Below are 24,212 nucleotides of genomic sequence, written 5' to 3'. Positions count from 1 at the left end.
ATCATTTCACGGCGCCAGCAGTGAGGCCGCGTACGAAATACCTGCCACCGAGGAGATAGATCAACAAAGTGGGCAGGGCCGCGATGATCACCGCGGCGCTTTGCACGCCATGTTGCGGGATGTCGGCAACCGCGGCGGAGAGAGCGATCAGCGCGGCGGTGACCGGTTGCTGCTGACCGGTCGTGAAAGTCACGCCATAGAGAAACTCGTTCCAGATATGCGTGAACTGCCAGATCACGGTGACGACCAGGATCGGCGGCGAGAGCGGCAGGATGATGCGCCAGAAGATGCGAAAGAACCCGGCGCCGTCGATGCGCGCAGCCCTGATCAATTCATGAGGAATGGCGACATAGTAGTTTCGGCAGAACAGCGTGGTGAAGGAGAGCCCCTGGATCGTGTGGATCACGACCAGGCCCGTGAGCGTGTTCATCAGGCCCGTATCGCGCAGCACGATGGTCCACGGCAGCAAACGCATCTGCTGCGGAAGGAAGATGCCGAGCGTGACGATCCCGTAAATCCAGTTATCGCCGCGAAAGCGCCAGAGCGAAACCGCGTAACCGGCGACCGCACCAAGCAGGGTCGAGAGGATCGTCGCGGGAATCGTGATGAGCGCGGAGTTCAGCATGTACGGCCGGATGCCGGCGCAGGTCTCGGCGACGCAGAAGCCGCTCCAGGCGGTGGCGTAATTGCTCCAGGCCAAATGTTGCGGCCAGCCGATCATCGAACCCTGCGCGATCTCCTCGTTGGTGCGGAGCGAATTCAGCACGACAACAGCGAGTGGCGCGAGCCATGCCACAGCGATCAGCGAAACGATGAGATAGATCAGAATCCGGCTTGGTGCGAAGGTTCGCTCACGCATGGATTGCCCGCCGCCGCTGGACATAACGCCAAGCTGCATACGGCAGCAACACTGCGAGAAGAATGAGCAACATGAGGACGGCCGCCGCCGCTCCGCGTCCGAGCAGGCTGCGCTGGAACATCAGGTCATAGACGACAAGTGCAGGCAGCTGGGTCGCGATACCAGGCCCGCCATTGGTGAGCGCGCGGACGAGGTCGAAGGTCGAAATCGCGAACTGCAGCTGGATGACGATGACAGTGATGGTGATCGGCCAAAGCGTCGGCAGGATGACGCGCCGGTACATCCTGACAGGTCCGGCGCCGTCGATCTGCGCGGCCTTGATCAGGTCGGCATCGACGGAGCGGAGGCCGGCGAGGAACAGCGCCATGGCGAAGCCGGAGGACTGCCAGATCGCGGCGATCACGATGGTCCAGATGGCCATATCGCGGTCGATCAGCCAGTCGAATCGGAAGGAGGTCCAGCCGAGGTCGTGGACCAGCTTCTGGATTCCAAGGCCGGGATTGAGCAGCCAGCTCCAGACCGTGCCGGTGACCACGAACGACACCGCCAGGGGATAGAGGAAGATGGAGCGCAGCACGTTCTCGCCGCGAATGCGCTGATCGAGCAGGATGGCCAGGACGAGGCCGGTCACCAGACTGAGCAACACGAAGGCGCTGCCGAACAGCAGCAGATTGTCCAAGGCGATCTGCCAGTTTCGCGATGCCGCAACCGCGGAGTAGTTGCGCAAACCGACCCAGCCCGAGACCGGGACCAGAGTGGACGGTGTGAACGATATCCAGATCGTCCACAGCGTAAACGCGATGAGGTGCGCGGCGGATAACAGCAGCGGCACCCAGATCGTCAAATATTCGGGCAGCCGGCGTACCCAGTCAAAGGCCGCCGGCCGGCCCGGTCTTGTCGAGACGGCGATCGTCAACGTGAGCTCTCGACGGCCTCGGCGAGGCGTGTAGCCGCTTGCTCCGGCTTGATCGTCTTGTTCTTCACGTACTCCGTGATCACGTCGATCATCGCTGCGGTCATGCCGTTTTCCTGCGCCATGTTGTGCGCGAGACTGAGGACGGCCTGATTGCTGGCGATCGCCTCTTTCAGAGCTGCTGCGGTCCGCCGTTGACCGTCCGACCAGCCTTCACCGGACAGATCGACATCGGTGCGCACGGGGATCGATCCGGTGATCTGCGAATACATCGTCTGGATCGCCGGATCCATGACGAGCTGGGCCATCAGCGTCTGGCCGGCTTGCAGGTCGGGCTCCTTGCGCTGCCAGAAGATGAACGCGTCGGCATTCAACAGGAAGACCGGCTTGCTGTTGTCGCTCGGGCCCGGAGCGATCATGAAGTCGTCGAACTTGAAACCGGCGTTGCGCAACACGCCCTGCGCCCAGCCGCCCATGATCATCATGCCCATGTCGCCGTCGACGAAGCGCTTCAGGTTGGTCGAAAAATGTTGGGCGCCGACGTTGGGGTCCATCCAGTCGGCGATCTTGCGGACCTGCACGAACGCAGCCTTGATCTCAGGGGCCTTCAGGGCCTTCTCGTCGAGATTCATGATAGCCGCGCGGTATACGGCGGGACTGATGCCCGCCAAAGCAGCCTCGAACTTCTGCCCATCGTCGGGGCGGGTACCGCCGTTGGCGACAGGAAATGCGACGCCGCCTGATTTCATCTTGTCGGCAAGATCATTGAACTCGGCCCAGGTGACGGGGATCTTGTCGGCCTTGGCCTTGTCCATCGCGCGTTTGGAGAGGAACAGCATGTTGGTGCTGTAGATCTGCAGCGGCAGCGCGATCCACTTGCCGCCCGGCTTGTGCAATTTTGCAAGGTCCGGCGCGACGACCTTTTCGTAGCCGGCGGCCGCGACGACCGCGTCGAGATCGAGGGTCGGGGCAATCTTCGACCAGGCCGCGATCTCGGGCCCCTTGAGTTGCGAACAGGCTGGCGGGTCGCCGGCGATGATCTGGGCACGCAGCTTGTTCATCATCTCGGTGGTGAACCCGGGAACAGGCGAGTGCTGCCAGGTGCCACCTTTCTCCTCGAATTTCTTGCCGAGCGCAGTGATCGCCGCTCCATCGCTGCCTGCGGACCATTGCGAGATCGCGGTCAGGCGCGGCTTGACCGCGCTTTGCGCGCGGGCAAATGCCGGCAGCGCGAGCGCGGCAGCAGATCCAGCGAGTAGTCGGCGCCTTGTTGTTGTGATCGGCATGGCAGGTTCCTCCCGGTGTGAAATTCTCGGCGCGTGCAGGCCGCGCGGTTCAGGGCATGTCAGGCGGCCTCCGTCGATGCGGCGGGCATGCCGCCGCGACTGGCCAGACAGAACGCGGCGAAGGCGAGTGCTGCCTGAGGATCATTGCCGGTCGAGGGCGGCACGAAGACGAGCGATACCTGCGCCAATTTACGGCCACCCAGCAGGCAGGCATCGATCCCGTCGACCACGGCCTTGCGATCGTCTTCGGCGAGCAGCGATGGCCAGCCGCTGATCGCGACGCCGCGGCAGGGCTTCACGTTCAGCGTGTTGCCGATCGCTAGCCCAAGCCGGAACAGTCGCTGGCGCAATTCCTGGCGCACGCGCGACGACAGCGGGATCGTGGTCACCCATTCGTTGCCGAGCTGAAGCAATTCAGCTTCGGTGACGCGGAGGAGCTCGGCGAGTGCCGGCAGTGACGTATAGGCCTCGACGCAGCCATGATGCCCGCAGCGGCAGCGCGGTCCGTCAGCGCCGAATACCATGTGGCCGAGCTCGACCGGCTGGAGCGCGTCCTGCTCGATCGGATCATCCATCCAGGCGCCCGCAACGCCCTGGCCGACAAAGACGAACAGATGCGTGTCGCTGAAGGGATAATCTTCCGTGCGGCAGCGATGAAAAATGGCGTGCGCCACGACCGAATTGGTGAATTCGACCGGCACGTTGGCGAACAATTCGCCGACCACGTCGCCGATACGTTCGATGTCACAGGGAATGATCGGATTGCCGAACTCGCTCAGGCGGCCGAGGCCCGGAACGGAGACCCCGATCTGCGCGAGCCTGATGCGGCGGCGTCGCGTCCAGTCGCGCAGCAATGTCAGCGCCTCGCGAAACACCCGGCCGACGGTTTCGACGGTCAGCTTTGCTGGCAGCGGCAGGCGTTCGGTGTAATGCAGTTCGCCCGACAGGCTGCCAACGCCGACGCTGAGCCGATCGCCGGTCAGCTCAACGGCCGCGAGCGCCACCGAGCCATCGAGCAACACGAGACCCGTTGGGCCGCCGACGTAAGGGGCAGGGCGCCGGACTTCCTCGATCAGGCCTTCGGCCTTCAGGTCAAACAGGATGCGCGACAGGCTCGCCTCAGACAGGCGCACGGCCCTGGCGAGAGGCGGCCGAAACGTGCCGCCCGACTGGAGCAGATAGGTCAAAATGGCAGCACGCGTCTGCCGCCGACTTCTCGGCTGCTCCGGCATTTCCATCCCTGTCGTCATTCTTACTTAATGTAAGAATTTGCGCGCGGAGCGTTCGCTGTCAAGCGATTGCGGGCGCGACGGCTCGACTTGTTGTTGTGCGCGGCAGCAAGAGAGGGATGTCGTCCGATCAGGATTCTGGCGGCCTGCCTTCCGCCCATTCCGGTATGTCGGCCTTCGGGTCGTACCAGTCGGCGGCGTCCGATCGCCAGATATGGACCTCGGGCCGTTCCGCGATCGGTGTGTCCAGGCAGCCCATCCGCAGCAGCACCGTGTTCCTGCCTTCGCGGGTCGCGACGATGTGCGAGCCGCATTGCGAGCAGAAATAGCGCGTCTTGCCGGGCGAGGATTCGTATCCGCGCAGCAGCCCTTCGCCCTTGGTCCAGCGAAAGCGATCGCGCGGCACGTTGGTGACGGTGGAGAAGGCGGAGCCGTGCGTCTTGCGGCAGGTCTGGCAGTGGCAGTGCATGATAGTGCCTGGGGGCGCATCGACCTCGTAGGCCACGCCTCCGCAGAGGCAGCTTCCGCTCAGCATTCGGGCTTCCTTGGGGCAGTATTCGTAAGGTGGGCAAAGCGAAGCGTGCCCACCATTTCTGTCTCTCTCGTGGAGAGGTGATGGGCACGCTTCGCTTTGCCCACCCTACAAGCTCACCGCAAAAACAAAAACGGCGCCATCCGAAGATAGCGCCGCTTGAGAGGCCCGTAAGCCCAAGCTTACTTGCGATCCTTGATCGCCACGTAGTCGCGGCTGGTGACGCCGGTGTAGAGCTGGCGCGGACGGCCGATCTTCTGCTGCGGATCCTCGATCATCTCGCTCCACTGGCTGATCCAGCCGACGGTGCGGGCAACCGCGAACAGCACGGTGAACATCGAGACCGGGAAGCCCATCGCCTTCAGCGTGATGCCCGAATAGAAGTCGACGTTCGGGTACAGCTTGCGGTCGATGAAGTACTGGTCGCTGAGCGCGATCTTCTCGAGCTCGAGTGCCACCTTCAGCATCGGATCGTCGCCATGGCCGGTCTCCTTGAGCACGGCGTGACACATCTTCTGCATGATCTTGGCGCGCGGATCGTAGTTCTTGTAGACGCGGTGACCGAAGCCCATCAGGCGGACTTCGCTGTTCTTGTCCTTCACCTTGGCGATGAATTCCGGAATCTTGTCGACCGAACCGATCTCGGCAAGCATCGCAAGGGCGGCTTCGTTGGCGCCGCCATGCGCCGGGCCCCAGAGGCAGGCGATGCCGGCGGCGATGCAGGCGAACGGGTTGGCGCCGGAGGAGCCGGCGATGCGCACCGTCGAGGTCGAAGCATTTTGCTCGTGGTCGGCGTGCAGGATGAAGATCTTGTCCAGCGCTTCCGCAAGCACCGGGTTGATCTTGTAGTCCTCGCACGGCACCGCGAAGCACATGTTGAGGAAGTTCTCGGCGAAGGAGAGCGAGTTCTTCGGATACACGAAGGGCTGGCCGACCGTGTACTTGTAGGCCATCGCCGCCAGCGTCGGGATCTTGGCGATCATCCGCATCGACGCGATCATGCGCTGCTTCGGATCGTTGATGTCCGTGGAGTCGTGATAGAACGCGGCGAGCGCGCCGACAGAAGCCACCATCACCGCCATCGGATGGGCGTCTCGGCGGAAGCCCTGGAAGAAGCGGGCCATCTGCTCGTGCACCATCGTGTGATGGATCACGCGGTCGTCGAAATCCTTCTTCTGCGCGGCGGTCGGCAGATCCCCGTAGAGCAGCAGGTAGCAGGTCTCGAGGAAGTCGCCGTTCTCGGCGAGCTGTTCGATCGGGTAGCCGCGGTATTCCAGCACGCCGGCGTCGCCGTCGATATAGGTGATCTTGGACTGGCAGCTCGCGGTCGAGGTGAAGCCGGGATCGTAGGTGAACAGCCCGGACTGGCCGTAGAGCTTGGCGATGTCGACGACATCAGGCCCGACGGTGCCGCTGAGGATCGGGAGATCGTAGTTCTTGTTTCCAACCGTCAGCGTGGCGGTCTTATTGCTTGCTTTTGCGTCCATCAGAGGTCCCCGATGTGTGGTGAAACGGGCCGGATCCGGAAGGCCCCGATGACATGGCGGGGCAGGCCGGATATTCCAGAAGGTACGGTCAAGATGGGTATATTATTGCTGTGTGCGCTGCAAGATGGCGCCGCGCATGCTCGACTTACGTCGTAGCCTGATCCTTGGCCGGGTCCTTGGCCTGATCCTCAAGCCGGCCCAGACTTTCCTGGCGTCCCAGCACGTCCAAAACCTCGAAAATCCCGGGCGATGTCGACCGTCCGGTGAGCGCCGCCCGCAAAGGCTGGGCGACCGCGCCGAGCTTGAGACTATTTTCGTCGGCGAAGGCGCGCAGCGCGGCCTCGGCAGAAGCCGCACTCCAGGTCTCGACATTCTCCAGCGCGGAATGAAGCTGGCCGATCAGCTTGCGGTTTTCCGGCGTCAGCAGCGCCGCCGCCTTGGGATCGAGCTCCAGCGGCCGGTCGGCGAAGATGAAATAGGCGCTGTCGATCAGCTCGATCAGCGTCTTGGCGCGTTCCTTCAGGCTCGGCATGGCCTTGAGCAGCTGCGCCCGCGTGGTGTCGTTTAACTTGGCCTTAATCTCGTCGCGGCTGGGCACGACGTGGTCGAGCACGTCCTCGAACATCTTCACGAGTGATTGATCGTCGGCATTGCGGATGTAGTGGCCGTTGAGGTTTTCCAGCTTGGCAAAATCGAAGCGGGCAGCCGCCCGGCCGACGCTGGCGAGGTCGAACGCCGCGATCATCTCCTCGGTCGAGAAGATCTCCTGGTCGCCATGGCTCCAGCCGAGCCGGACCAAATAGTTGCGCAGCGCGGCCGGCAAATAGCCCATGGCGCGGTAGGCATCGACGCCGAGCGCGCCATGGCGCTTGGACAGCTTTGAGCCGTCCGGGCCGTGGATCAGCGGGATGTGGGACATGTTCGGGAGCGTCCAGCCCATCGCATCGTAGATCTGCTTCTGGCGCGCGGCATTGATGAGATGGTCGTCGCCGCGGATCACATGGGTGACACCCATGTCGTGGTCGTCGACCACCACCGCGAGCATGTAGGTCGGGTTGCCATCGCCGCGCAAAAGAACGAGGTCGTCGAGGTTCTCGTTCTGCCAGACCACGCGGCCCTGGACCTGGTCCTCGATCACGGTCTCGCCGGTCTGCGGCGCGCGCAGCCGGATGGTCGGCTTGATGTTGTTGGATGATGGCGCCGTGGCCGGGTCGCGGTCGCGCCACATTCCGTCATAGAGGCGGGTGCGGCCCTCCGCGCGCGCCTTCTCGCGCATGGCCGTGAGCTCTTCGGGGGTGGCGTAGCAGCGATAGGCCTTACCGTTGGCGAGCAGCTGCTCGGCGACCTCGCGGTGGCGGGCGGCGCGGCTGAACTGGTAGATGACGTCGCCATCCCAGCCGAGCTCCAGCCACCTCAACCCGTCGAGGATGGCGCCGATCGCAGCCTCGGTGGAGCGCTCCCGGTCGGTGTCCTCGATCCGGAGCAGCATCTTGCCGCCGTGCTTCTTCGCATAGAGCCAGTTGAACAGAGCCGTGCGGGCGCCCCCGATATGGAGGAAGCCGGTCGGGGAGGGAGCGAAGCGTGTGACGACGGAATCGGTCATTCTTGGCAGGGCCTATGCATTGGAGGCGGTGGTATATAACAGGACCGGAGCATAACTAAAGCCCGGCAGCGGACCGCTTAAGGCCTTGGCTCAGCCAAGCGAATTTGGCAGAAGGGCCGCTGATTTCCCTACAGGATTTTCGTAATGACAGAACCGGTGGCGAACGAGGTTGGGCGCGATTTCATTCGTGACATCATCCAGGCCGACCTCGATCAGGCCAAATACAAGGAGATCGTGACCCGGTTCCCGCCGGAGCCGAACGGTTACCTGCATATCGGCCACGCCAAGTCGATCGCGCTCAATTTCGGCATCGCCCAGGAATTTCCGGGCCGCTGCCATCTGCGCTTCGACGACACCAACCCGGTCAAGGAAGAGCAGGAATATATCGATTCCATCCAGGCCGACGTGCGCTGGCTTGGCTTCGACTGGGGCAAGAACCTGTTTTTCGCCTCGGACTATTTCGACCGCCTGTACGAATGGGCGGAGAAGCTGATCCGCGACGGGCTCGCCTATGTCGATGACCAGACCCAGGAGGAGATCCGCACCTCGCGCGGTACGCTGACCGAGCCGGGCCGGAACTCGCCGTTTCGCGACCGCACGGTGGATGAGAATCTCGACCTGTTCCGCCGCATGAAGGCCGGCGAATTCCCGAATGGCGCGCGCGTGCTGCGTGCCAAGATCGACATGGGGGCGGGCAACATCAATTTGCGCGATCCCGTGCTGTACCGCATCCTGCATGCGCATCATCCGCGCACCGGCACCAAGTGGAGCATCTATCCGAGCTACGACTACGCCCATGGCCAGTCGGATGCGATCGAGGGCATCACGCACTCGATCTGCACGCTGGAGTTCGAGGACCACCGGCCGCTCTATGACTGGTTCATCGAAAAACTGCCGGTGCCGTCGAAGCCGCATCAGTATGAGTTCGCGCGGCTCAACCTGACCTACACGCTGCTGTCGAAGCGCGTGCTGACTCAGCTCGTGCGCGAGGGCCACGTCGCGGGTTGGGACGATCCGCGCATGCCGACCATGGCGGGCATGCGCCGCCGCGGCGTGCCGCCGGCGGCGCTGCGCGAATTCGTCAAGCGCATTGGCGTGGCGAAAGCCAACAGCGTGGTCGATGTCGGCATGCTCGAGTTCTGCATCCGCGAGGAGCTGAACCGCACGTCGCAGCGGCGCATGGGGGTGTTACGCCCGCTGAAGGTCGTGATCGAGAACTATCCGGAGGGGCAGGTCGAGGAGCTCGACGCGATCAATCATCCCGACGATCCGTCCGCCGGCACGCGCAAGATCACGTTCGGGCGCGAGCTCTATATCGAGCAGGACGATTTCATGGAGAATCCGCCGAAGAAGTTCTTCCGCCTGTCGCCCGGCAACGAGGTGCGGCTTCGTTACGCCTATTTCGTCAAATGCACCGGCGTGATCAAGAACGACGCTGGCGAGGTGGTGGAGCTGCGCTGCACCTATGATCCCGCGACCAAGGGCGGCAACGCGCCCGACGGCCGCAAGGTCAAGGCGACCATGCACTGGCTGCCGGCGGCGACGTCGAAGCCTGCGGAGATCCGCATCTACAACCAGCTGTTCGCCAACCCGAGTCCGGACGCTTCGAATTTCGCCGCCGATCTCAATCCGCAGTCGCTGGAGATTTTGGCGGACGCCCGGATCGAAGCATCGGTTGCCGAGAGCAATTTTGCCGAGCCGATGCAGTTCGAGCGCCAGGGCTATTTCGTGCGCGACAAGGATTCGACGCCCGGCAAGCCGGTATTTTCGCGGACGATCGGCCTGCGTGATACGTTTGCGAAGGAAGTCGCGAAGGGCTGAGGTTTCACATGACGGACGAAGCCGCCGCCATCGTTTCCACCATCATCGCGAAATGGTGCGCCGGCTTCGCAAGGCTCGACGCCGTCGCGCTGTCGTCGCTCTATGCGAAGAATGCGTTCTTTTTCGGCTCCAACCCAAAGCTCTATCGGGGCAGGGACGGCGTCGCCGACTATTTCAACGGTCTGCCGCGATGGCGCAAGCCGAGTGCGGCGTTTTCCGAGGTGAACGCGGCACAAGCGAGCCCAGACCTCATCAACATGGCCGCGATCGTGTCGTTCGACCTCGCCGGCGAGCGGGCGGAGTTCTCGGTCAAGATGAGCTGGGTCATCCTGCGCGAGGACGGCGACTGGAAGATCGTCAATCACCACGCCTCGCCGCGCACGCCGCTGATCTGACGGGGCACACGGCATCGTCATTCCGGCGAAAGCAACGAACGCGTCCCCCGCGCGTTGTGTGGGTCCCCAATTGAGGATCCCCCCATGCAGAACATCGCAGAGCACATGGAAGTCATCGGCGCCGATGGCGTCCACATCGGCACCGTCGACAAGGTCGAGGGCAACCGCATCAAGCTGACCAAGAAGGACAGCGGCGAGGGCAGCCACAAGGGCCACCATCACTTCATCGACAAGGGGCTGGTCGCCGATATCGAGGGCAACAAGGTCCGGCTCTCGGCCAAGGCGGCTGTCGCCGTGACGATGGAAGAGGAAAAGTAGGGCTTTCCGCCGCCCGTTCCTGATCCGTACCGCTATTCGCGCAGCCGCACGTTCCGGTAGCCTCCGCCTCCGTCGCGTATCGCAAGGTGCAGGGAATGGCGGAGCCGGGCCGGCCAGTACGGTCCCAGGGTGTTGCGGGGACTTGGCCTGTCGGCCGAGCCGCGTCCGCTGGCGGCTTTGTGCCGGCGGGTTTTGGTATTTGGCCTTCGTTCGTCGAGACGCTGCGCGAATGGGTGCGCGCCGAGGCCGGCGCTGGGCGGCTGTTCCCTTGGGTGCCCATCGCCTTCGGCTGCGGTATTGCGCTTTATTTCGCCGCGGATCATGAGCCGGTGCTGTGGGTCGTTGCCGCGACGGCGGTCGCGCTCACGCTCGGCGCCGTTCTGTTGCGGCGGAGCCGGCTGTTTGCACCGATGATCATGATTGCCGCGGTCGCGGCCGGCTTTGCGATGGCGACCTGGAAAACGGCGCGCATCGATCATACCGTCCTGACAAAACCGCTTTATTCGGTGTCGCTGTCGGGCTTCGTCGAGACCCGTGACATCCGCGAGCGTACCGACCGCTTCGTGCTGCGCGTCACGGCGATGGAGACCCAACGCGGCGACGTCAAGCTGGAGCGCGTTCGTCTCTCCGTGCGCAAGGGGACCGCGCCTGAGGTCGGCAGCTTCGTGCAATTGAAGGCGCGGCTGATGCCGCCGCTCTCGCCGTTGCGCCCCGGCAGCTATGATTTCTCGCGCGACATGTTCTTCCAGGGCATCGGCGCCTCAGGTTTTGCAATGGGTGCAATCACGGTGGCGGCGCCGCCGGAGACTGGAGGCATCAGGCTGCGCTATGCCGCGATCATGCAGGGCCTGCGCGACGCGATCGATGCGCGCATCCGCGCCACGCTCGACGGCGACAACCGCGCGATCGCGACCGCGCTGCTCACCGGTCGCCGCGATGCGATCACGACGCCCGTCAATGATGCGATGTTCATCTCAGGGCTAGGCCATGTGCTGTCGATCTCCGGCTATCACATGGCGGTGGTCGCCGGCGTCGTCTTCTTCGCAGTCCGCACGCTGCTGGCGCTCATTCCGGGACTGGCGGTCGGCTTCCCCATCAAGAAATGGTCGGCAGCTGCCGCGCTGTTTGCTGCCGCGTTCTATCTGCTGCTGTCGGGCGCGGAGGTCGCCACCCAACGATCGTTCTTCATGACGGCGGTAGTGCTGATCGCAGTCATGGTCGACCGCCGCGCCATCACGTTCCGCACGCTGGCGGTGGCGGCACTGATCGTGCTTGCGGTTGCGCCGGAAGCGCTGGTGCATCCGAGTTTTCAGATGTCGTTCGCAGCAACGCTCGGGCTCGTGGCACTGGTGCAAATCGGCATGCCGAACCTGTTCGCCTCGCCCGATCATTCCGCCACCGCGCGCATCGCAATGTGGGGCGGACGCGAGATCGCGATGTTGTTCATGGCCTCGATGATCGCGGGGCTTGCGACCACGCCCTATGCCGCCTTCCACTTTCACCGCGTCACGCCGTTCGGCGTGCTCGCCAATCTAGGCGCAATGCCGGTGGTCTCGGCGCTGGTGATGCCTGCCGGGCTGTTGGGATTGCTCGCGGCGCCCTTCGGGCTCGACGGCGTGTTCTGGTGGCTGATGGGGATCGGCATTGATTGGATGATCGCGGTCACGCGCTGGGTCGCAGCATTACCGGGTGCGATCGGCCACGTCGGCGCCTTCGGCACCGCGCCCCTGATCGCGGCGAGCCTCGGCCTCATCCTGATGGGGCTGCTGCGGACGCCGCTGCGATGGTCCGGCGCGCTGGTGCTGTTCGTTGCGATCGTCTGGGGTTTGTCGGTCCGGCAACCCGACATCCTCATCGCCGGTGATGGCCAGAACGTCGCGGTGCGGGGCAGGGACGGGCAGCTGCATCTGATCAGGACGAGCAAGGACAATTTTCTGCTCAAAGAGTGGCTCGCGGCCGATGCGGATCCGCGCGACGCGAGCAGTGCCTCGCTGGCTAACGACGTCTCGTGCGACGATTCAGGCTGCGTGACGCCGCTTGCCGACGGGCGCCTGGTCGCGCTGGCGCTGCGCATCGACGCGCTGGCCGATGATTGCAGCCGCGCCGCGCTGGTGGTGACGGCGCGGCCGGCGCCGCCGGATTGCGCCGCCATGGTGGTCGATCGGCCTCGCCTCGCGAGCCAGGGCGGGCTGGCGCTGACGCGGCGTGGCGACGGTTTTGCGGTTCAGGCGGTCAAGGCCAGGGGCGCAGATCGTCCTTGGTCGCCGGTGATCCCCGGCGCGGCGGATTATGACGGCAGTCTTGCGCCGAAGACGGCCGCGCCCCGCAGCAACGACGCAACGCCATCTGAGACCGACTTGCAGGGCGAGGATTGAGCGGACGAGCTACAGGTACCAGGCTAACATCGCTTCAAGCCCTGCGCTCCCGATCACCGGCAGCACCACCATCCGGCTCAGCCCGGTCGCGCGAGCCCCTACGGCCGCGATCGAGCCGTCATGCACGAGATCGTCGTTGAGCGCGGGCATGCCGGTGGTCCAGGCCCCGCCGATGCTGCCTTCGCCCCTGGCGATGGATCTTTGCGCATAGAGCGCGGCGAGATCGGTCTGCGCGCTGCAATCGCCGGCGCGAAACATCAGCCCCGAACGGGCCTCGTTCGGCACCCAGATCTCGAAGCGTCGCGCAATCGGCGTGGCCTGAGCGGAGAGGAATGTCAGGACCCAGGTCTGGTCGGTGCCGGTGCGGTAGGGGACGCCGACGCCGAGATTGATCCCGACCTTGGCGGCGTCCTCCCAGCGCAGAAAACTCTTGGCGTCGTGCAAATCCTTGATGATCAGCGGCAGCCCGGCTTTCCAGGTGCGCCCGGGCAGGCCGAAGCCGCGCGGAAATTTGGTGTGGCGGGAGTTGAACTCGAACATGTCGGCGCTGCCGTAATAGCCGTCGACGAGCCCCATCTCGTGCGAGACCTGGGCATCGTTGTGCCAGAGCTCGACCGCGCCGACATGGGCCTCGTCGCCGCCGCAGAACAGCACCATGACCGCTTGCAAGAATTCGCCGGCAAACACCGGCACCGCGACGCCGCAGGTCAGGCCAGCCTCGACGGCCTGGTCGGTTCGCTTGAAATAGGAGTTGGCGAATTTGGTGAGGATCACGGGGTGGCCGGCGGCCCAGGCCTTGCCGGGAAGTCCCTCGTCATATCTGAAGCGCAAATCTTCGCTCGCGGCCTTGAACGCGGACAGGCCCTCGCTGTAAAGGCCGCCGCCAAATTCCAGCCGCATCCGCGTCCGGTCAGGCACCCAGAGTTCAACGACGCGAATGAAGGTCTTCATCGAGCCTGTCCGCCGCCTCGAGCCGTGAGCAGCATCGGCCATTCGTCAGCGGAACGGACGTTCAAAATTCAGGCAGGGCAGCGCAAACTTCGAGCGGTGGGGAAGTGCGGCGAGCAGATTTTACTCCAGGGCCGCAATCCATCCCATCTCGCCGGCCTCGGCCGGCGATGGCCATTTCAATCCTGGCGCCGACCTGGCGGCCGGGATGGCGGTGTCAGCCGATCGGCAGGCGAGTGATCGTTGGCTGCCTGTCGGCGATCTGCGGCTTGTGCTCGCGCTCGCCCACCTGCTGGGTCACCGGCAATTGCAGCACGGTTGCGCGCTGGCCCTCGACGAGCTGTGTCACCAGCACGTATTTGCCGTCGGGAAATTCGATCGCATCATGGTGGCGATCGGGAATGTGCGGATCGACCTTGCCGAACTTGCCAACGCGAGAGTTGATGGTGCGCGTCCAGATCCAGCGATTGTCGTAGCGGACGCTGTCGGCGAAGGCGAGCTCCGTTCCCGGCAGCAGGCAGACCGCGACGGAGAGATCGGCTTCGGAGGCGAAGCCGCGCGTCGAGGTGCCGCGGAAGGTTGTCGTGACAATCGTCTCGCCAACTTCTGCGGGACGCGTCGCGACGGCGTGTAGGCTGTAGTCACACATCGGGTGCTCCTCATTCAGGATAGAGCACCCGCGCCTCTTCTGAGGCGCAGGCCTCTATCAGAGTGGAAGCCTGCAAGCTTATGCTTGTTTGTGGGCAAATCTGCGGCTCGCATCCGCAGCGCGCGATCACATTATCTTTTTCAAATGCGCTGGGAACAAAGCCTGCTCCCGTGCATTTTGGGAGCTTCGACGTCAGCGGCCAGCAGGTGCCGACCAACCCGTATATTGCCAAGCCGGCTGCGTCGGCTCGACCGCGTTGCGGGCATTGCGGAATTGCTCGCTGGTCGTCGCCTGCGGTGCCTTGCGTAGATGGTGCTGCGACTGCGCCGCAAAGGCTTGCGACGCTGATGCTGCGATCAGCGCCATCGTGACTGTGCTCAGAATGATCTTGCGCATGGTTGTCTCCTCGGTCTCTCAAAGCCTGCGAAGCGGTGCGTGCTTCGTTGTGGCGTGCCGAGGATGTAGCGCTGGAGAGGTGGCCGGATAATCTGTGCAAAACCAGAAAGACTATCCAGCCGGAGCGGACAATCGTCCGCTCCAATCGTTAATGGCTCGGCCGCCAACAGGCGGTGCGCGCAAGACTCAGTACTTCCGGTACAACCCGATCAGCTTGCCCTGAATCTTCACCCGGTTGGGCGGCAGGATGCGGACCTCATAGGCGGCGTTCGCCGGCTCGAGTGCGATCGAGGCGCCACGACGGCGGAAGCGCTTGAGCGTTGCCTCCTCGTCGTCGATCAGCGCCACCACGATGTCGCCGGTATCGGCGGTCTCGTTGCGCTGGATCAGCGCCATGTCGCCGTCGAGAATACCGGCCTCGACCATGGAATCACCGCGCACTTCAAGCGCGTAATGCTCGCCTGAGCCGAGCATATCAGGCGGTACGCTGATGGTGTGGCTGCGGGTCTGCAACGCCTCGATCGGCGTGCCGGCCGCGATGCGGCCCATCACGGGCACCGCAACGGGGCGCTCGCCGTCATCCGCAGGCGAGCCGGAGCTGGTGCGGACCTTGCCGAGAGTGCCTTCGATGACGCTCGGGGTGAAGCCGCGGCGGCTGCCGGCGGCGGCCTGGAGCTCCGGCAGCTTGATCACCTCGATCGCGCGGGCGCGGTTGGGCAGGCGCCGGATGAAGCCGCGCTCCTCGAGCGCGGTGATCAGGCGATGGATGCCCGATTTCGAGCGCAGGTCGAGCGCGTCCTTCATCTCGTCGAAGGAGGGCGGCACGCCGCTTTCCTTCAGCCGCTCACTGATGAACCGCAGAAGCTCGTATTGTTTGCGCGTTAGCATCTCGACCAAAATCCCCCGGTTGATGTCGTTCGATTCCGAGACGTTCAATTCAGCGATAAGCCGCTACATGCTCGAAACAAATCATGAACGGACACTATATGTTCGATATGTGTTCCGCAACTGCTTAATTTACCGTGAACGCCGCAAAGTTCGCGGAACGCATGTGGTCCAGGCGTTCAGGCCGGTAAGCGCAGCACTTCGCAGGGCGTGCCCGCGTCGGCCTTCGGCGCGAACGGCGCGCGCACGAGAAGTGCCTGTGCCGCAGCGAGATTCGCAAGCAGCGAGGAATCTTGATGATTCACGGGACGGGCGATGAGCGTGCCGTCGTCGCGCACCTCAAGCCGCGCGCGCAGATAATCCTCGCGCTGGTCGTTGGCGCCGACATCGCGGCCGAGCAGGGCGCGTTCGCGGCGATGATGAATCACTTCGCGGCCCGACAGCGCACGAATCAGCGGGACCATGAACAGGAAGCCGCAAACATAGGATGACACGGGATTGCCGGGCAGGCCGATCACGCGCATCGCCCCTAACCGCCCGTGCATCATCGGCTTGCCCGGCCGCATCGCGATCTTCCAGAACGCCATCGAGATACCTTCGGCATTCAGCGCCGGCTGCACCAGGTCATGATCGCCGACCGATGCGCCGCCGGTCGTGATCAGGATATCTGCGCCGCTCTCGCGCGCGCGGCGGATGCCGGCCGTGGTCGCCTCCAGCGTGTCGGCGGCAACGCCGAGGTCGATGGTATCCGCACCCTCGCGACGGGCGAGCGCATGCAGGGCGTAGCCGTTGGAATAGACGATCTGGCCATGGCCGGGCGTCGTGCCCGGCATCACCAGTTCGTCCCCGGTGGCGAGAATCGCGACCTTCGGACGGCGGCGGACGGCAAGCTGCGGGTGGTTCATGCCGGCGGCGAGTGCGAGGTCGCGCTCGGTCAGCCGGGTGCCCTTGCGCAGGAGCACGTCGCCCTCGCGAAAATCGATGCCGGCGGGGCGGATGTGCCGCCCGGTGATGGCGGCCTCCTTGATCGCGATGCGCTTGCCGTCAGTGACCGTGTCTTCCTGGATCACGACAGCGTCAGCGCCGTCGGGAACGACGCCGCCGGTGAAGATTCGCACGGCTTCGCCGGCGCCGACAGTTCCGGCAAATGGCCGGCCCGCCGCGACCTCACCGATCACGGTGAGCCGGGAATCGATCTTCGCTGCATCGGCTGCGCGCACGGCGTAGCCATCCATCGCCGACATCGCCTGCGGCGGCTGCGTGCGCCGCGCCGCGACGTCGCGCGCGAGCACGCGATGGAAGGCGTCGTCGAGGGGAACGATCTCTTCAGGCAGCGGCTCCGCGCCGGCCAGCACCGCGGCAAGCGCGTCAGAAACCGGCATCAAGGCCACGGGACAACTCCTGCTCGGCGGACTCGGACGAATGGGCGGCGAGAGTTCTAACCGAGTGCGGGCGCAGAGGCAAAACCGCAGCGAGCGGGATTATTCATCCAGCATCACCCGCTCCGCGTTGGGAGGCTAGTATCGGGTCCGGCGCGGCATGGTGTGAAGGACGAGGAAGACCGGCACGAGCGTGGCGATGGCAAGGACGAGAACGACCATAACCGCAGCCAGTATGGGGCGCCTCCTGTCTATCCGTCCGAACTGACGTCGGGCGCCTTGAGGCCTCGATCCTTGTCGGGCAGCGGATCGGCCTGAGACTTCAGGTCGGCGGCCTTGCTGATCAGTTTTGCGGAAAGCTCAGAATCCGAGGTGGTTCTGGCGAATTCAACCAGCAGAGAGGCCTGCTTGGTGAGGTAGGTTTTGCCCAACACGATGATACGTCCGTTCGTAGAAGTCCCAACGGACTCAAGAGTCCGGAACAGGGCATTCCGTTCCCGGAACTCTGTACAAAAATGCACAAAGTGCTTTGGTTCCTCATTCCCGGGTGAAATTGTTCCGGAATCGGCCGATTTGGCGGCCCGTCCGCCGGTCAGATCCCGAGCGCCTTCAGCGCCTCACCGACATCGCGGGGCGAGGTCACATGCACCGCGGTCAGTCCGCGTGCGCGAGCGCCTTCGACGTTCTCGGCAAGGTCATCGAAGAACACGATTCGCTCAGCCGGCACGCCGATCGCGGCCACCACATGGTCAAAGGCTGCCGCATCCGGCTTGCGCAGGCCGATGCTGGAGGACAAATATAGCTCGCGGAAATGGCCGAGCACGTCAGCATATTCCTTTGAGAAATAGTCGATATGCGGCCGGTTGGTGTTGGAGAAGGCGTAGAGCGGCACCTGCTGGGCCGCGCGTGGCAACAGCTCCGCGATATCAGGCATCTCGCCGGCGAAGATCGCGTTCCATCCTTCGAGGAACTGCGCATCCGAAATGCCGATCCCGAGCGTGGCGCGCAGCGACTGGAAATAGTCCTCGTCGCTGATCTTGCCGACCTCGTGCAGCCGATAGGCTTCGCTGTCGCGCACATAGCGCGTGACGATGGCTTCCGGCTTGCAGCCGGCATGTCCCGCCCAGCAGGCGATCGCCTTGGAGAAATCGATATCGAGCACGACGCGCCCGAGATCGAACAGAAGCGCATCGGCGCTGCCGGGAGAAAGCGAGGTCATTGCGTCCTTTTCACTTCGGTATCGGCGATCAGTATCGATAAGGCTCGTGGTCGAACAGCGGGAACGCGCTGAAGACGCTCGGCGCGTTGGTGGCGGTCGCCGGATGCAGGCAGGATTTGTTCACCCCGGCGAACGAGGTGGCTCCGAGCAGGCCGAGGCAGCGCAGCACCTCGTCCTCCAACAGCTCCAACATGCGCGTTACGCCGGCTTCGCCGGCCGCCGCCAGGGCCCAGCATTGCAGCCGGCCGATGCCGACGAGGTCAGCGCCCGTCGCGATCGCCTTGACGATGTCGGTGCCGCGGCAGAAGCCGCCATCGACCATGATCTTGGCGCGGCCCTTCACGGCCTCGACGATCTCGGGCAGCACATGCATGGCGCCGCGGCCGTGGTCGAGCTGGCGGCCGCCATGATTGGAGACGTAGATCCACTCGACGCCGTGATCGACCGCGATCTGCGCGTCCTCGGCGGTGGCAATGCCCTTGAGGATCAGCGGGATCTTGAACGTGTCCTTGATCATCTTCACGGTCCGCCACTCCAGGCCCTTCTGGTAGTCGCCGCCGGTGGCGCGCAGGCGGCTCTCGCGAACGTAGCGCTTGGCGATGTCACGCTCACGACGGCTGTAATGGGCGGTGTCGACGGTCAGGCAGAAGGCGGCGTAGCTGTGCTTCTCGGCGCGGCTGACCACATCGGCAACGAAGGCATCGTCGCCGCGGACATAGAGCTGGAACAGGCGCAGCGCATCGGGCGCGGCTTCGGCGGTCTTTTCGAGTCCGGGCTCGGACACCGAGCTCAGCATGTGCGCCGCCCCGAACGTGCCGCAGGCGCGCGCCACGCTGGCGGCGCCGTGCGGGTCGAAGATCTCCAGCGCGCCGACGGGGGCGAGCACCACCGGCAGCCGCATCTTGCGGCCGAACTGCTCGACCGAACCGTCGATCTTGTGCACATCGCGCAGCACACGCGGGCGGAAGGCAATCTCGTCCAGCGCCATGCGGTTGCGGCGCATCGTGGTCTCGGTCTCGGCGGCGCCGACGATATAGTCCCAGGCGTTCTGGTTGAGGTTGGAGCGCGCCTTCCGGATGAATTCGTGCAGGTTCTGGAAGGGCTCGTTGCTGGCGCCGAGTTCGACATTCCGTTGCGGCTGGATCCGGGGCGCTTCGTTCATTGTTATCCTCCCGAGAATTTGAAGTCTTATGTCATCGACTATCCCGTCCGGCCCTCCCAAACCATCCTAAAATCGCATAGCTGCGAGGCGTGGCCGGCCGACCGATTCCCGCATTGCGCGAGGTGTTTCCGAACGTTGCCAAAAGTTTAGGCCAGGGCGAAGGGATTTCTGTAATGTACCCGTGGGCGTGGCATCCCGGCCTTGAAGAAACCGGAATGATATTGTGAGAACCGGGCTGGATCGCCATTTGCATGGCGGCTCCCAAGACCCAAAAGAACTGCCTCAAGAGAACCGCGAAACGAGAAGGCCAACCATTCCATGCGGAAAACCCTGCTGTTCCCCCTCGGCGCGCTCACTGGTGCGTGCCTGACCCTCCTCGTTTCCGGTCCGCATGGTGGACTATGGGCGGCCCGGGCGGCGGCGAGCGCGGATGATGCCTATTCCCAGCTCAATTTGTTTGGCGAGGTCTTCGAGCGGGTGAAGGCGAGCTATGTCGAGAAGCCCGATAATTCCAAGCTGATCGAAGGTGCGATCACGGGCATGGTGACCTCGCTCGATCCGCATTCGCGCTACATGAATGACAAGGCCTGGACCGAGATGCAGGAGACCACCTCCGGTGAGTTCGGCGGCCTCGGCATCGAGGTCACGATGGAGGACGGCCTGGTCAAGGTCGTCTCGCCGATCGACGACACACCGGCCTCCAAGGCCGGCATCATGTCCGGCGATCTCATCAGCAAGATCGACGGCGACGCCGTGCAGGGCATGACGCTCGAGCAGGCCGTCAACAAGATGAAGGGCCCGGTCGACACCAAGACCAAGCTCACCATTGTGCGCAAGGGCGCGGACGCTCCGCTCGACGTTGCGATCACGCGCGAGATCATCCATGTCCGCCCGGTGCGCTTCCACGTCGAGAACGGCGACATCGGCTACATCCGCGTCACCTCGTTCAACGAGCAGACCACCGACGGCCTGAAGAAGGCGATCGCCTCGATCTCCAGGGACGTCCCGCCGGAGAAGCTCGTCGGCTATGTGATGGACTTGCGCAACAATCCGGGCGGCTTGCTCGACCAGGCCGTTTCGGTGTCGAGTGCGTTCCTCCAGCGCGGCGAGGTCGTCTCGACCCGCGGCCGCAATCCGGAAGAAACCCAGCGCTTCACCGCCCATGGCGGCGATCTCACCAAGGGCAAGCCGCTGGTGGTGCTGATCAACGGCGGCTCGGCCTCGGCGTCCGAGATCGTCGGCGGTGCGTTGCATGATCACAAGCGTGCCACGATCATCGGCACGCGTTCGTTCGGCAAGGGCTCAGTGCAGACCATCATTCCACTCGGCGCCGGCAACGGCGCGCTGGCGCTGACCACGGCGCGCTACTACACGCCCTCGGGCCGTTCGATCCAGGCCCAGGGCATCGCGCCCGACATCGAGATCCTCCAGGACGTGCCGGCCGAGCTGAAGGGCCGCGTGGACACCATGGCGGAGTCCCAGATGCGCGGCCATCTGCAGGCCGCAGACGGCACCGAGCAGACCGGCTCGCAATCCTACGTCCCGCCGGACGAGAAGGACGACAAGGCGCTGCACACGGCCTACGATTTCCTGCACGGCGTCACCGTGAACGCGGCGGCCGCCAAGCCGGCACCGAAGACGACGGTGCCGAACTAGCAAGATGCCGTAGGGTGGGCAAAGGCGCGTAAGCGACGTGCCCACCGCTTCTGCATGCGCGGCAAGACAAGAGGTGGGCACGCTTCGCTTTGCCCACCCTACGAAGTCTGTCCACCCACGAACTAGCGGTCCTTGCTAGCCTGCTTCGCGGCGGCGGCTCTCGTTGCCATCGCGCTGGGCGAGCCGGTTGCGATGTAGCGCGAACAGCTCCAGCACCTTGTCGGCCGGTTTTGCGGCGCTGAACAGATAGCCCTGCATCTCGGAGCAGCCGAGCGCGCGCAGCAGGCGCTGCTGCTCCTCGGTCTCGACGCCCTCGGCCGTGGTGGCCATGCGGCGGGCGCTGGCGAGGCTGACCACGGCCTGCACGATGCTGGCGGAGCCGTCAGGACCCGCGATGTCGCTGACGAAGCAGCGGTCGATCTTGATCTTGTCGAACGGGAAGCGGTGCAGGTAGCTCAGCGACGAGTAGCCGGTGCCGAAATCGTCGAGCGCGATGCGCACGCCGATGGCGCGGAGCTGATGCAGGATCGCAAGCGCAGCGTCGTCGTCGCGGATCAGCACGGCCTCGGTGATCTCGAGCTCGAGCCGGCTCGCGGGCAGGTTGGAGGTGGCCAGCGCCGCCATGATCTTCAGCGCCAGCGTGCCGCTCTTGAACTGCACCGGCGAGACGTTGACGGCGAGGCGGATGTCGTCGGGCCAGGCGGCCGCGTCGCGGCAGGCGGTCGCCAGCACCCATTCGCCGATCTCGTTGATCAGGCCGGTATCCTCCGCGATCGGGATGAACTCGGCCGGTGACACCATGCCGCGCCCGGGATGGCGCCAGCGCACCAACGCCTCGCAGCCGGTGATGCGGTCGTCCTTCAGGCTGAGGCAGGGCTGGTAATAGACTTCGAGGTCGCCATGGGCGATGGCGTGGCGCAGGTCGATCTCGAGTTGCCGCCGCTCGCGAACCTTGGCATCCATTTCCTGCTCGAAGAAGCGATAGGTGCGGCGGCCTGCGGCTTTGGCGGCATACATCGCCATGTCCGCGTTCTTCAGGATCTGGTCCAGCGCGGTGCCGTGCCCCGGCGCCAGCGCGATGCCGATGCTGGCGTCGGTGGTAAGATGATGGCCCATGCAGTCGAACGGCGTACGGATCGCCGCGAAGATCCGCGCGACGAGGTCGTTGACCTGGTCCGGCGACGTCACCGTGCTCTGCACGATCGCGAATTCGTCGCCGCCGAGCCGCGCCACGAAATCCATTGGCCCCGCGCAGCGGCTGAGGCTTGCGGCAACCGATTTCAGGAGCTCGTCGCCGACGAGATGGCCGAGCGCGTCGTTGACGCCCTTGAATTCGTCGATGTCGATGTAGTGCACCGCGAGTTCTTCGCCGTCGGCGATGGCGGCCAGCTCTCCGCGCAAATGTTCGTGGAACATGGCGCGGTTGGGCAGGTCGGTCAGCGCGTCGTAATGGGCGAGGTGGGTGATGCGCTCTTCGATGCGACGGCGTTCGGTGATGTCCTCATGCGTCGCCACCCAGCCGCCGTCACCGAGAGGCTCGTTGACGATCTGGATCGAGCGGCCGTCGCCGGTCTCCACGACCATGGAGTTGCGCGCGTGGATGTCGCGCAGCACGCGCGCGACATACTGGTCCACGTCGCCCGTGAATGAGCCCGTGGCTTTGCGGTGCGCGATGATGTCGTGGAAGCTGTAGCCGGGCTTCACGATCTCGGCCGACAGTCCGTACATTTCGATGTAGCGCTGGTTGCAGATCACGAGTTTCTGCGAGGCGTCGAACAGCAGCAGGCCCTGGGTCATGTTGTTCACGGCGCGGTCGAGGCGCTGCTTTTCCAGCGTCAGCCGCTCGCGCGAGAGGCGGTGCTGCTCCAGGAGCTTGCGCACGATTGCGATCAGCACGCCTGCGATCGCAAGCGCGGACGCGCCGGCAACCGAAATCAGGATGCCGATCTGCTCGCGCCAGTCCGCCAGCGCCGCCGCGCGTGTCGTGGTCGCCATCATCAGGATCGGGAAGTGGGGCAGGGCGCGCGCGGAGATCAGCCGGTCGTCGCCGTCAACCGGACTGATGAAGCGTCCGGCGAAGTGATCGAGCCCGAACACCCTCTGCTGCTCGAACGGGCCGGTCTTGAAATTCCGCCCCATCAGATCGCTCGAATGGGGATAACGGGCGAGCAGCGTGCCGTCCCGATGCAGCATCGAGATGGTGGCGCCTTCGCCGAGCACCACGGTCTCGAAGAATTTCTCGAAATTGGCGGGCTCGATGCCGCGCCCGATCACGCCCATGAACTCGCCGTCCGGCGCGACGATCTTGCGCAAGATCAGGATGGTCCAGGCGCCGGAGATGCGGCTATGTACCGGCTCGATCAGAACGTCGGGCGCATAGGGGTCGTAGCGGAAGCTGCGGAAATAGGCGCGATCGGCAACGTTGATCTTCGGCGCCGGCCATGCCGTCGACGAATTGATCACATTGCCGTCTACATCGATGATGTTGACGCCACCCATGTAAGGCAGCGCCTCGATCTTCGAGCGCAGCATGCGATGGATGTCCTGGCCGGAGAGGCGCGTGCGATAGTCTTCCGCAGTCGTGATTCCGCTCGCGTGGACGTGGTCGACGAAATCCTTCTGGATGACGGCGAAATCCTGCAATTGCTGATCGAAATGATGGGCGAGCAGCAGCACGGTGTTCTCGAGCTCGCGGCCGCTGTTGCGTAGCGCGCGTTCGCGGAAATTCTGGGCCATCAACGTCGCGCCGACGGCGATCGCCGCGATCAGGAGCGTGCCGCCCACCACCAGCCAGCGGATCGGTCCGCTGCGCACGAAGGCCTGGTCAAAGAGGCGACTGCCGTATCTCGTCATCATGTCGATCGTTGCCGTGCACACGTCAGGGTCAGCTCTTGATCCCCATGACATCCGTCGGTTTACGGGAACGATGTGGAGGCGACGTTAGGAAGCGCAGTTAATGCGACATAAACCGTAATACACAAATGCAATCGATGCGTATGACGACAGGCGTGCAGGATTTGCCGCAAGGTCTGGTGATGCCGGTCAATTCTTGCCGGTCATCACGACATCAACCAGGGCTTAACCATCTAACTTGTTGACG

Annotated in this window: 21 protein-coding genes; 5 read left to right on the top strand and 16 right to left on the bottom strand. The window is 64.2% G+C overall.

All coding sequences use genetic code 11. From position 1 onward, the window contains the following. Position 1: 1 nt before the first annotated feature. From UB31_RS34580 to gltX, 7 genes are all read right to left on the bottom strand, one after another. Complete coding sequence (locus UB31_RS34580) at positions 2 to 859, bottom strand: carbohydrate ABC transporter permease (RefSeq protein ID WP_045014069.1); 858 nt, start codon at positions 857 to 859, stop codon at positions 2 to 4. Next, positions 852 to 1,775, bottom strand: a complete 924-nt coding sequence (locus tag UB31_RS34575) for a carbohydrate ABC transporter permease (RefSeq protein ID WP_045007589.1) — start codon at positions 1,773 to 1,775, stop codon at positions 852 to 854. Before UB31_RS34575 ends, UB31_RS34580 begins: the two co-directional genes overlap by 8 nt. Then, positions 1,772 to 3,058 (bottom strand): ABC transporter substrate-binding protein, encoded by a 1,287-nt coding sequence (locus tag UB31_RS34570; RefSeq protein ID WP_045014068.1) that lies wholly within the window; start codon positions 3,056 to 3,058, stop codon positions 1,772 to 1,774. Before UB31_RS34570 ends, UB31_RS34575 begins: the two co-directional genes overlap by 4 nt. Positions 3,059 to 3,117: 59 nt before the next feature. Next, positions 3,118 to 4,296, bottom strand: a complete 1,179-nt coding sequence (locus tag UB31_RS34565) for an ROK family transcriptional regulator (protein ID WP_197090887.1) — start codon at positions 4,294 to 4,296, stop codon at positions 3,118 to 3,120. Between the two features lie 121 nt (positions 4,297 to 4,417). After that, on the bottom strand, positions 4,418 to 4,822 hold the full coding sequence (locus UB31_RS34560) for a GFA family protein (protein WP_045014067.1): 405 nt from the start codon (positions 4,820 to 4,822) through the stop codon (positions 4,418 to 4,420). Between the two features lie 179 nt (positions 4,823 to 5,001). Then, entirely contained in the window at positions 5,002 to 6,306 is a 1,305-nt protein-coding gene (gene gltA / locus UB31_RS34555) for a citrate synthase (RefSeq protein ID WP_045007586.1), read from the bottom strand. A gap of 145 nt (positions 6,307 to 6,451) precedes the next feature. Then, on the bottom strand, positions 6,452 to 7,909 hold the full coding sequence (gene gltX, locus UB31_RS34550) for a glutamate--tRNA ligase (protein WP_045014066.1): 1,458 nt from the start codon (positions 7,907 to 7,909) through the stop codon (positions 6,452 to 6,454). A gap of 144 nt (positions 7,910 to 8,053) precedes the next feature. On the opposite strand from gltX, the gene UB31_RS34545 reads away from it, so the two are divergent. The 4 genes from UB31_RS34545 to UB31_RS34530 all read left to right on the top strand — a co-directional run bounded on the left by UB31_RS34545 (position 8,054) and on the right by UB31_RS34530 (position 12,818). Further along, positions 8,054 to 9,730 (top strand): glutamine--tRNA ligase/YqeY domain fusion protein, encoded by a 1,677-nt coding sequence (locus UB31_RS34545; protein ID WP_045014065.1) that lies wholly within the window; start codon positions 8,054 to 8,056, stop codon positions 9,728 to 9,730. 8 nt (positions 9,731 to 9,738) lie between these two features. Beyond that, positions 9,739 to 10,125: a YybH family protein gene (locus UB31_RS34540; protein WP_045014064.1), complete on the top strand. Its 387-nt coding sequence runs from the start codon at positions 9,739 to 9,741 to the stop codon at positions 10,123 to 10,125. Between the two features lie 84 nt (positions 10,126 to 10,209). Then, entirely contained in the window at positions 10,210 to 10,443 is a 234-nt protein-coding gene (locus tag UB31_RS34535; RefSeq protein WP_045007582.1) for a DUF2171 domain-containing protein, read from the top strand. A gap of 95 nt (positions 10,444 to 10,538) precedes the next feature. Continuing rightward, the gene (locus UB31_RS34530; protein ID WP_045014063.1) at positions 10,539 to 12,818 is read left to right on the top strand and encodes a ComEC/Rec2 family competence protein; all 2,280 of its coding nucleotides are present in this window, start codon (positions 10,539 to 10,541) and stop codon (positions 12,816 to 12,818) included. Between the two features lie 9 nt (positions 12,819 to 12,827). Here UB31_RS34530 and UB31_RS34525 read toward each other — a convergent pair whose 3' ends face one another. The 8 genes from UB31_RS34525 to UB31_RS34490 all read right to left on the bottom strand — a co-directional run bounded on the left by UB31_RS34525 (position 12,828) and on the right by UB31_RS34490 (position 19,456). Beyond that, entirely contained in the window at positions 12,828 to 13,769 is a 942-nt protein-coding gene (locus UB31_RS34525; RefSeq protein ID WP_045014193.1) for a GAF domain-containing protein, read from the bottom strand. A 214-nt stretch (positions 13,770 to 13,983) separates the two neighbouring features. Further along, complete coding sequence (locus UB31_RS42335) at positions 13,984 to 14,415, bottom strand: hypothetical protein (protein WP_045014062.1); 432 nt, start codon at positions 14,413 to 14,415, stop codon at positions 13,984 to 13,986. Between the two features lie 192 nt (positions 14,416 to 14,607). Beyond that, a complete protein-coding gene (locus tag UB31_RS34515) occupies positions 14,608 to 14,811 on the bottom strand; it encodes a hypothetical protein (protein WP_045014061.1) in 204 nt (67 codons plus the stop codon). Between the two features lie 186 nt (positions 14,812 to 14,997). After that, positions 14,998 to 15,699, bottom strand: a complete 702-nt coding sequence (gene lexA, locus UB31_RS34510) for a transcriptional repressor LexA (RefSeq protein WP_045014192.1) — start codon at positions 15,697 to 15,699, stop codon at positions 14,998 to 15,000. Between the two features lie 176 nt (positions 15,700 to 15,875). Further along, on the bottom strand, positions 15,876 to 17,087 hold the full coding sequence (locus UB31_RS34505; RefSeq protein ID WP_045014060.1) for a molybdopterin molybdotransferase MoeA: 1,212 nt from the start codon (positions 17,085 to 17,087) through the stop codon (positions 15,876 to 15,878). Positions 17,088 to 17,326: 239 nt separating this feature from the next. Next, the gene (locus tag UB31_RS34500) at positions 17,327 to 17,509 is read right to left on the bottom strand and encodes a hypothetical protein (RefSeq protein WP_045014059.1); all 183 of its coding nucleotides are present in this window, start codon (positions 17,507 to 17,509) and stop codon (positions 17,327 to 17,329) included. Between the two features lie 158 nt (positions 17,510 to 17,667). Beyond that, positions 17,668 to 18,294, bottom strand: coding sequence for an HAD family hydrolase (locus UB31_RS34495; protein WP_045014058.1), 627 nt, complete (start codon positions 18,292 to 18,294; stop codon positions 17,668 to 17,670). Between the two features lie 28 nt (positions 18,295 to 18,322). Continuing rightward, on the bottom strand, positions 18,323 to 19,456 hold the full coding sequence (locus tag UB31_RS34490) for an alpha-hydroxy acid oxidase (RefSeq protein WP_045014057.1): 1,134 nt from the start codon (positions 19,454 to 19,456) through the stop codon (positions 18,323 to 18,325). A gap of 318 nt (positions 19,457 to 19,774) precedes the next feature. Between UB31_RS34490 and UB31_RS34485 the strand changes: the two genes are divergently transcribed. Next, complete coding sequence (locus tag UB31_RS34485; RefSeq protein ID WP_045007573.1) at positions 19,775 to 21,112, top strand: S41 family peptidase; 1,338 nt, start codon at positions 19,775 to 19,777, stop codon at positions 21,110 to 21,112. A 135-nt stretch (positions 21,113 to 21,247) separates the two neighbouring features. On the opposite strand, the gene UB31_RS34480 is transcribed toward UB31_RS34485, so the two are convergent. Beyond that, the gene (locus UB31_RS34480) at positions 21,248 to 23,968 is read right to left on the bottom strand and encodes a bifunctional diguanylate cyclase/phosphodiesterase (RefSeq protein ID WP_045014191.1); all 2,721 of its coding nucleotides are present in this window, start codon (positions 23,966 to 23,968) and stop codon (positions 21,248 to 21,250) included. Positions 23,969 to 24,212 lie beyond the last annotated feature (244 nt).

The organism is Bradyrhizobium sp. LTSP849, from assembly GCF_000938255.1.
In the GTDB taxonomy this organism is placed as follows: Bacteria; Pseudomonadota; Alphaproteobacteria; order Rhizobiales; family Xanthobacteraceae; genus Bradyrhizobium.
This window is presented reverse-complemented; position numbering and strand designations above follow the sequence as displayed.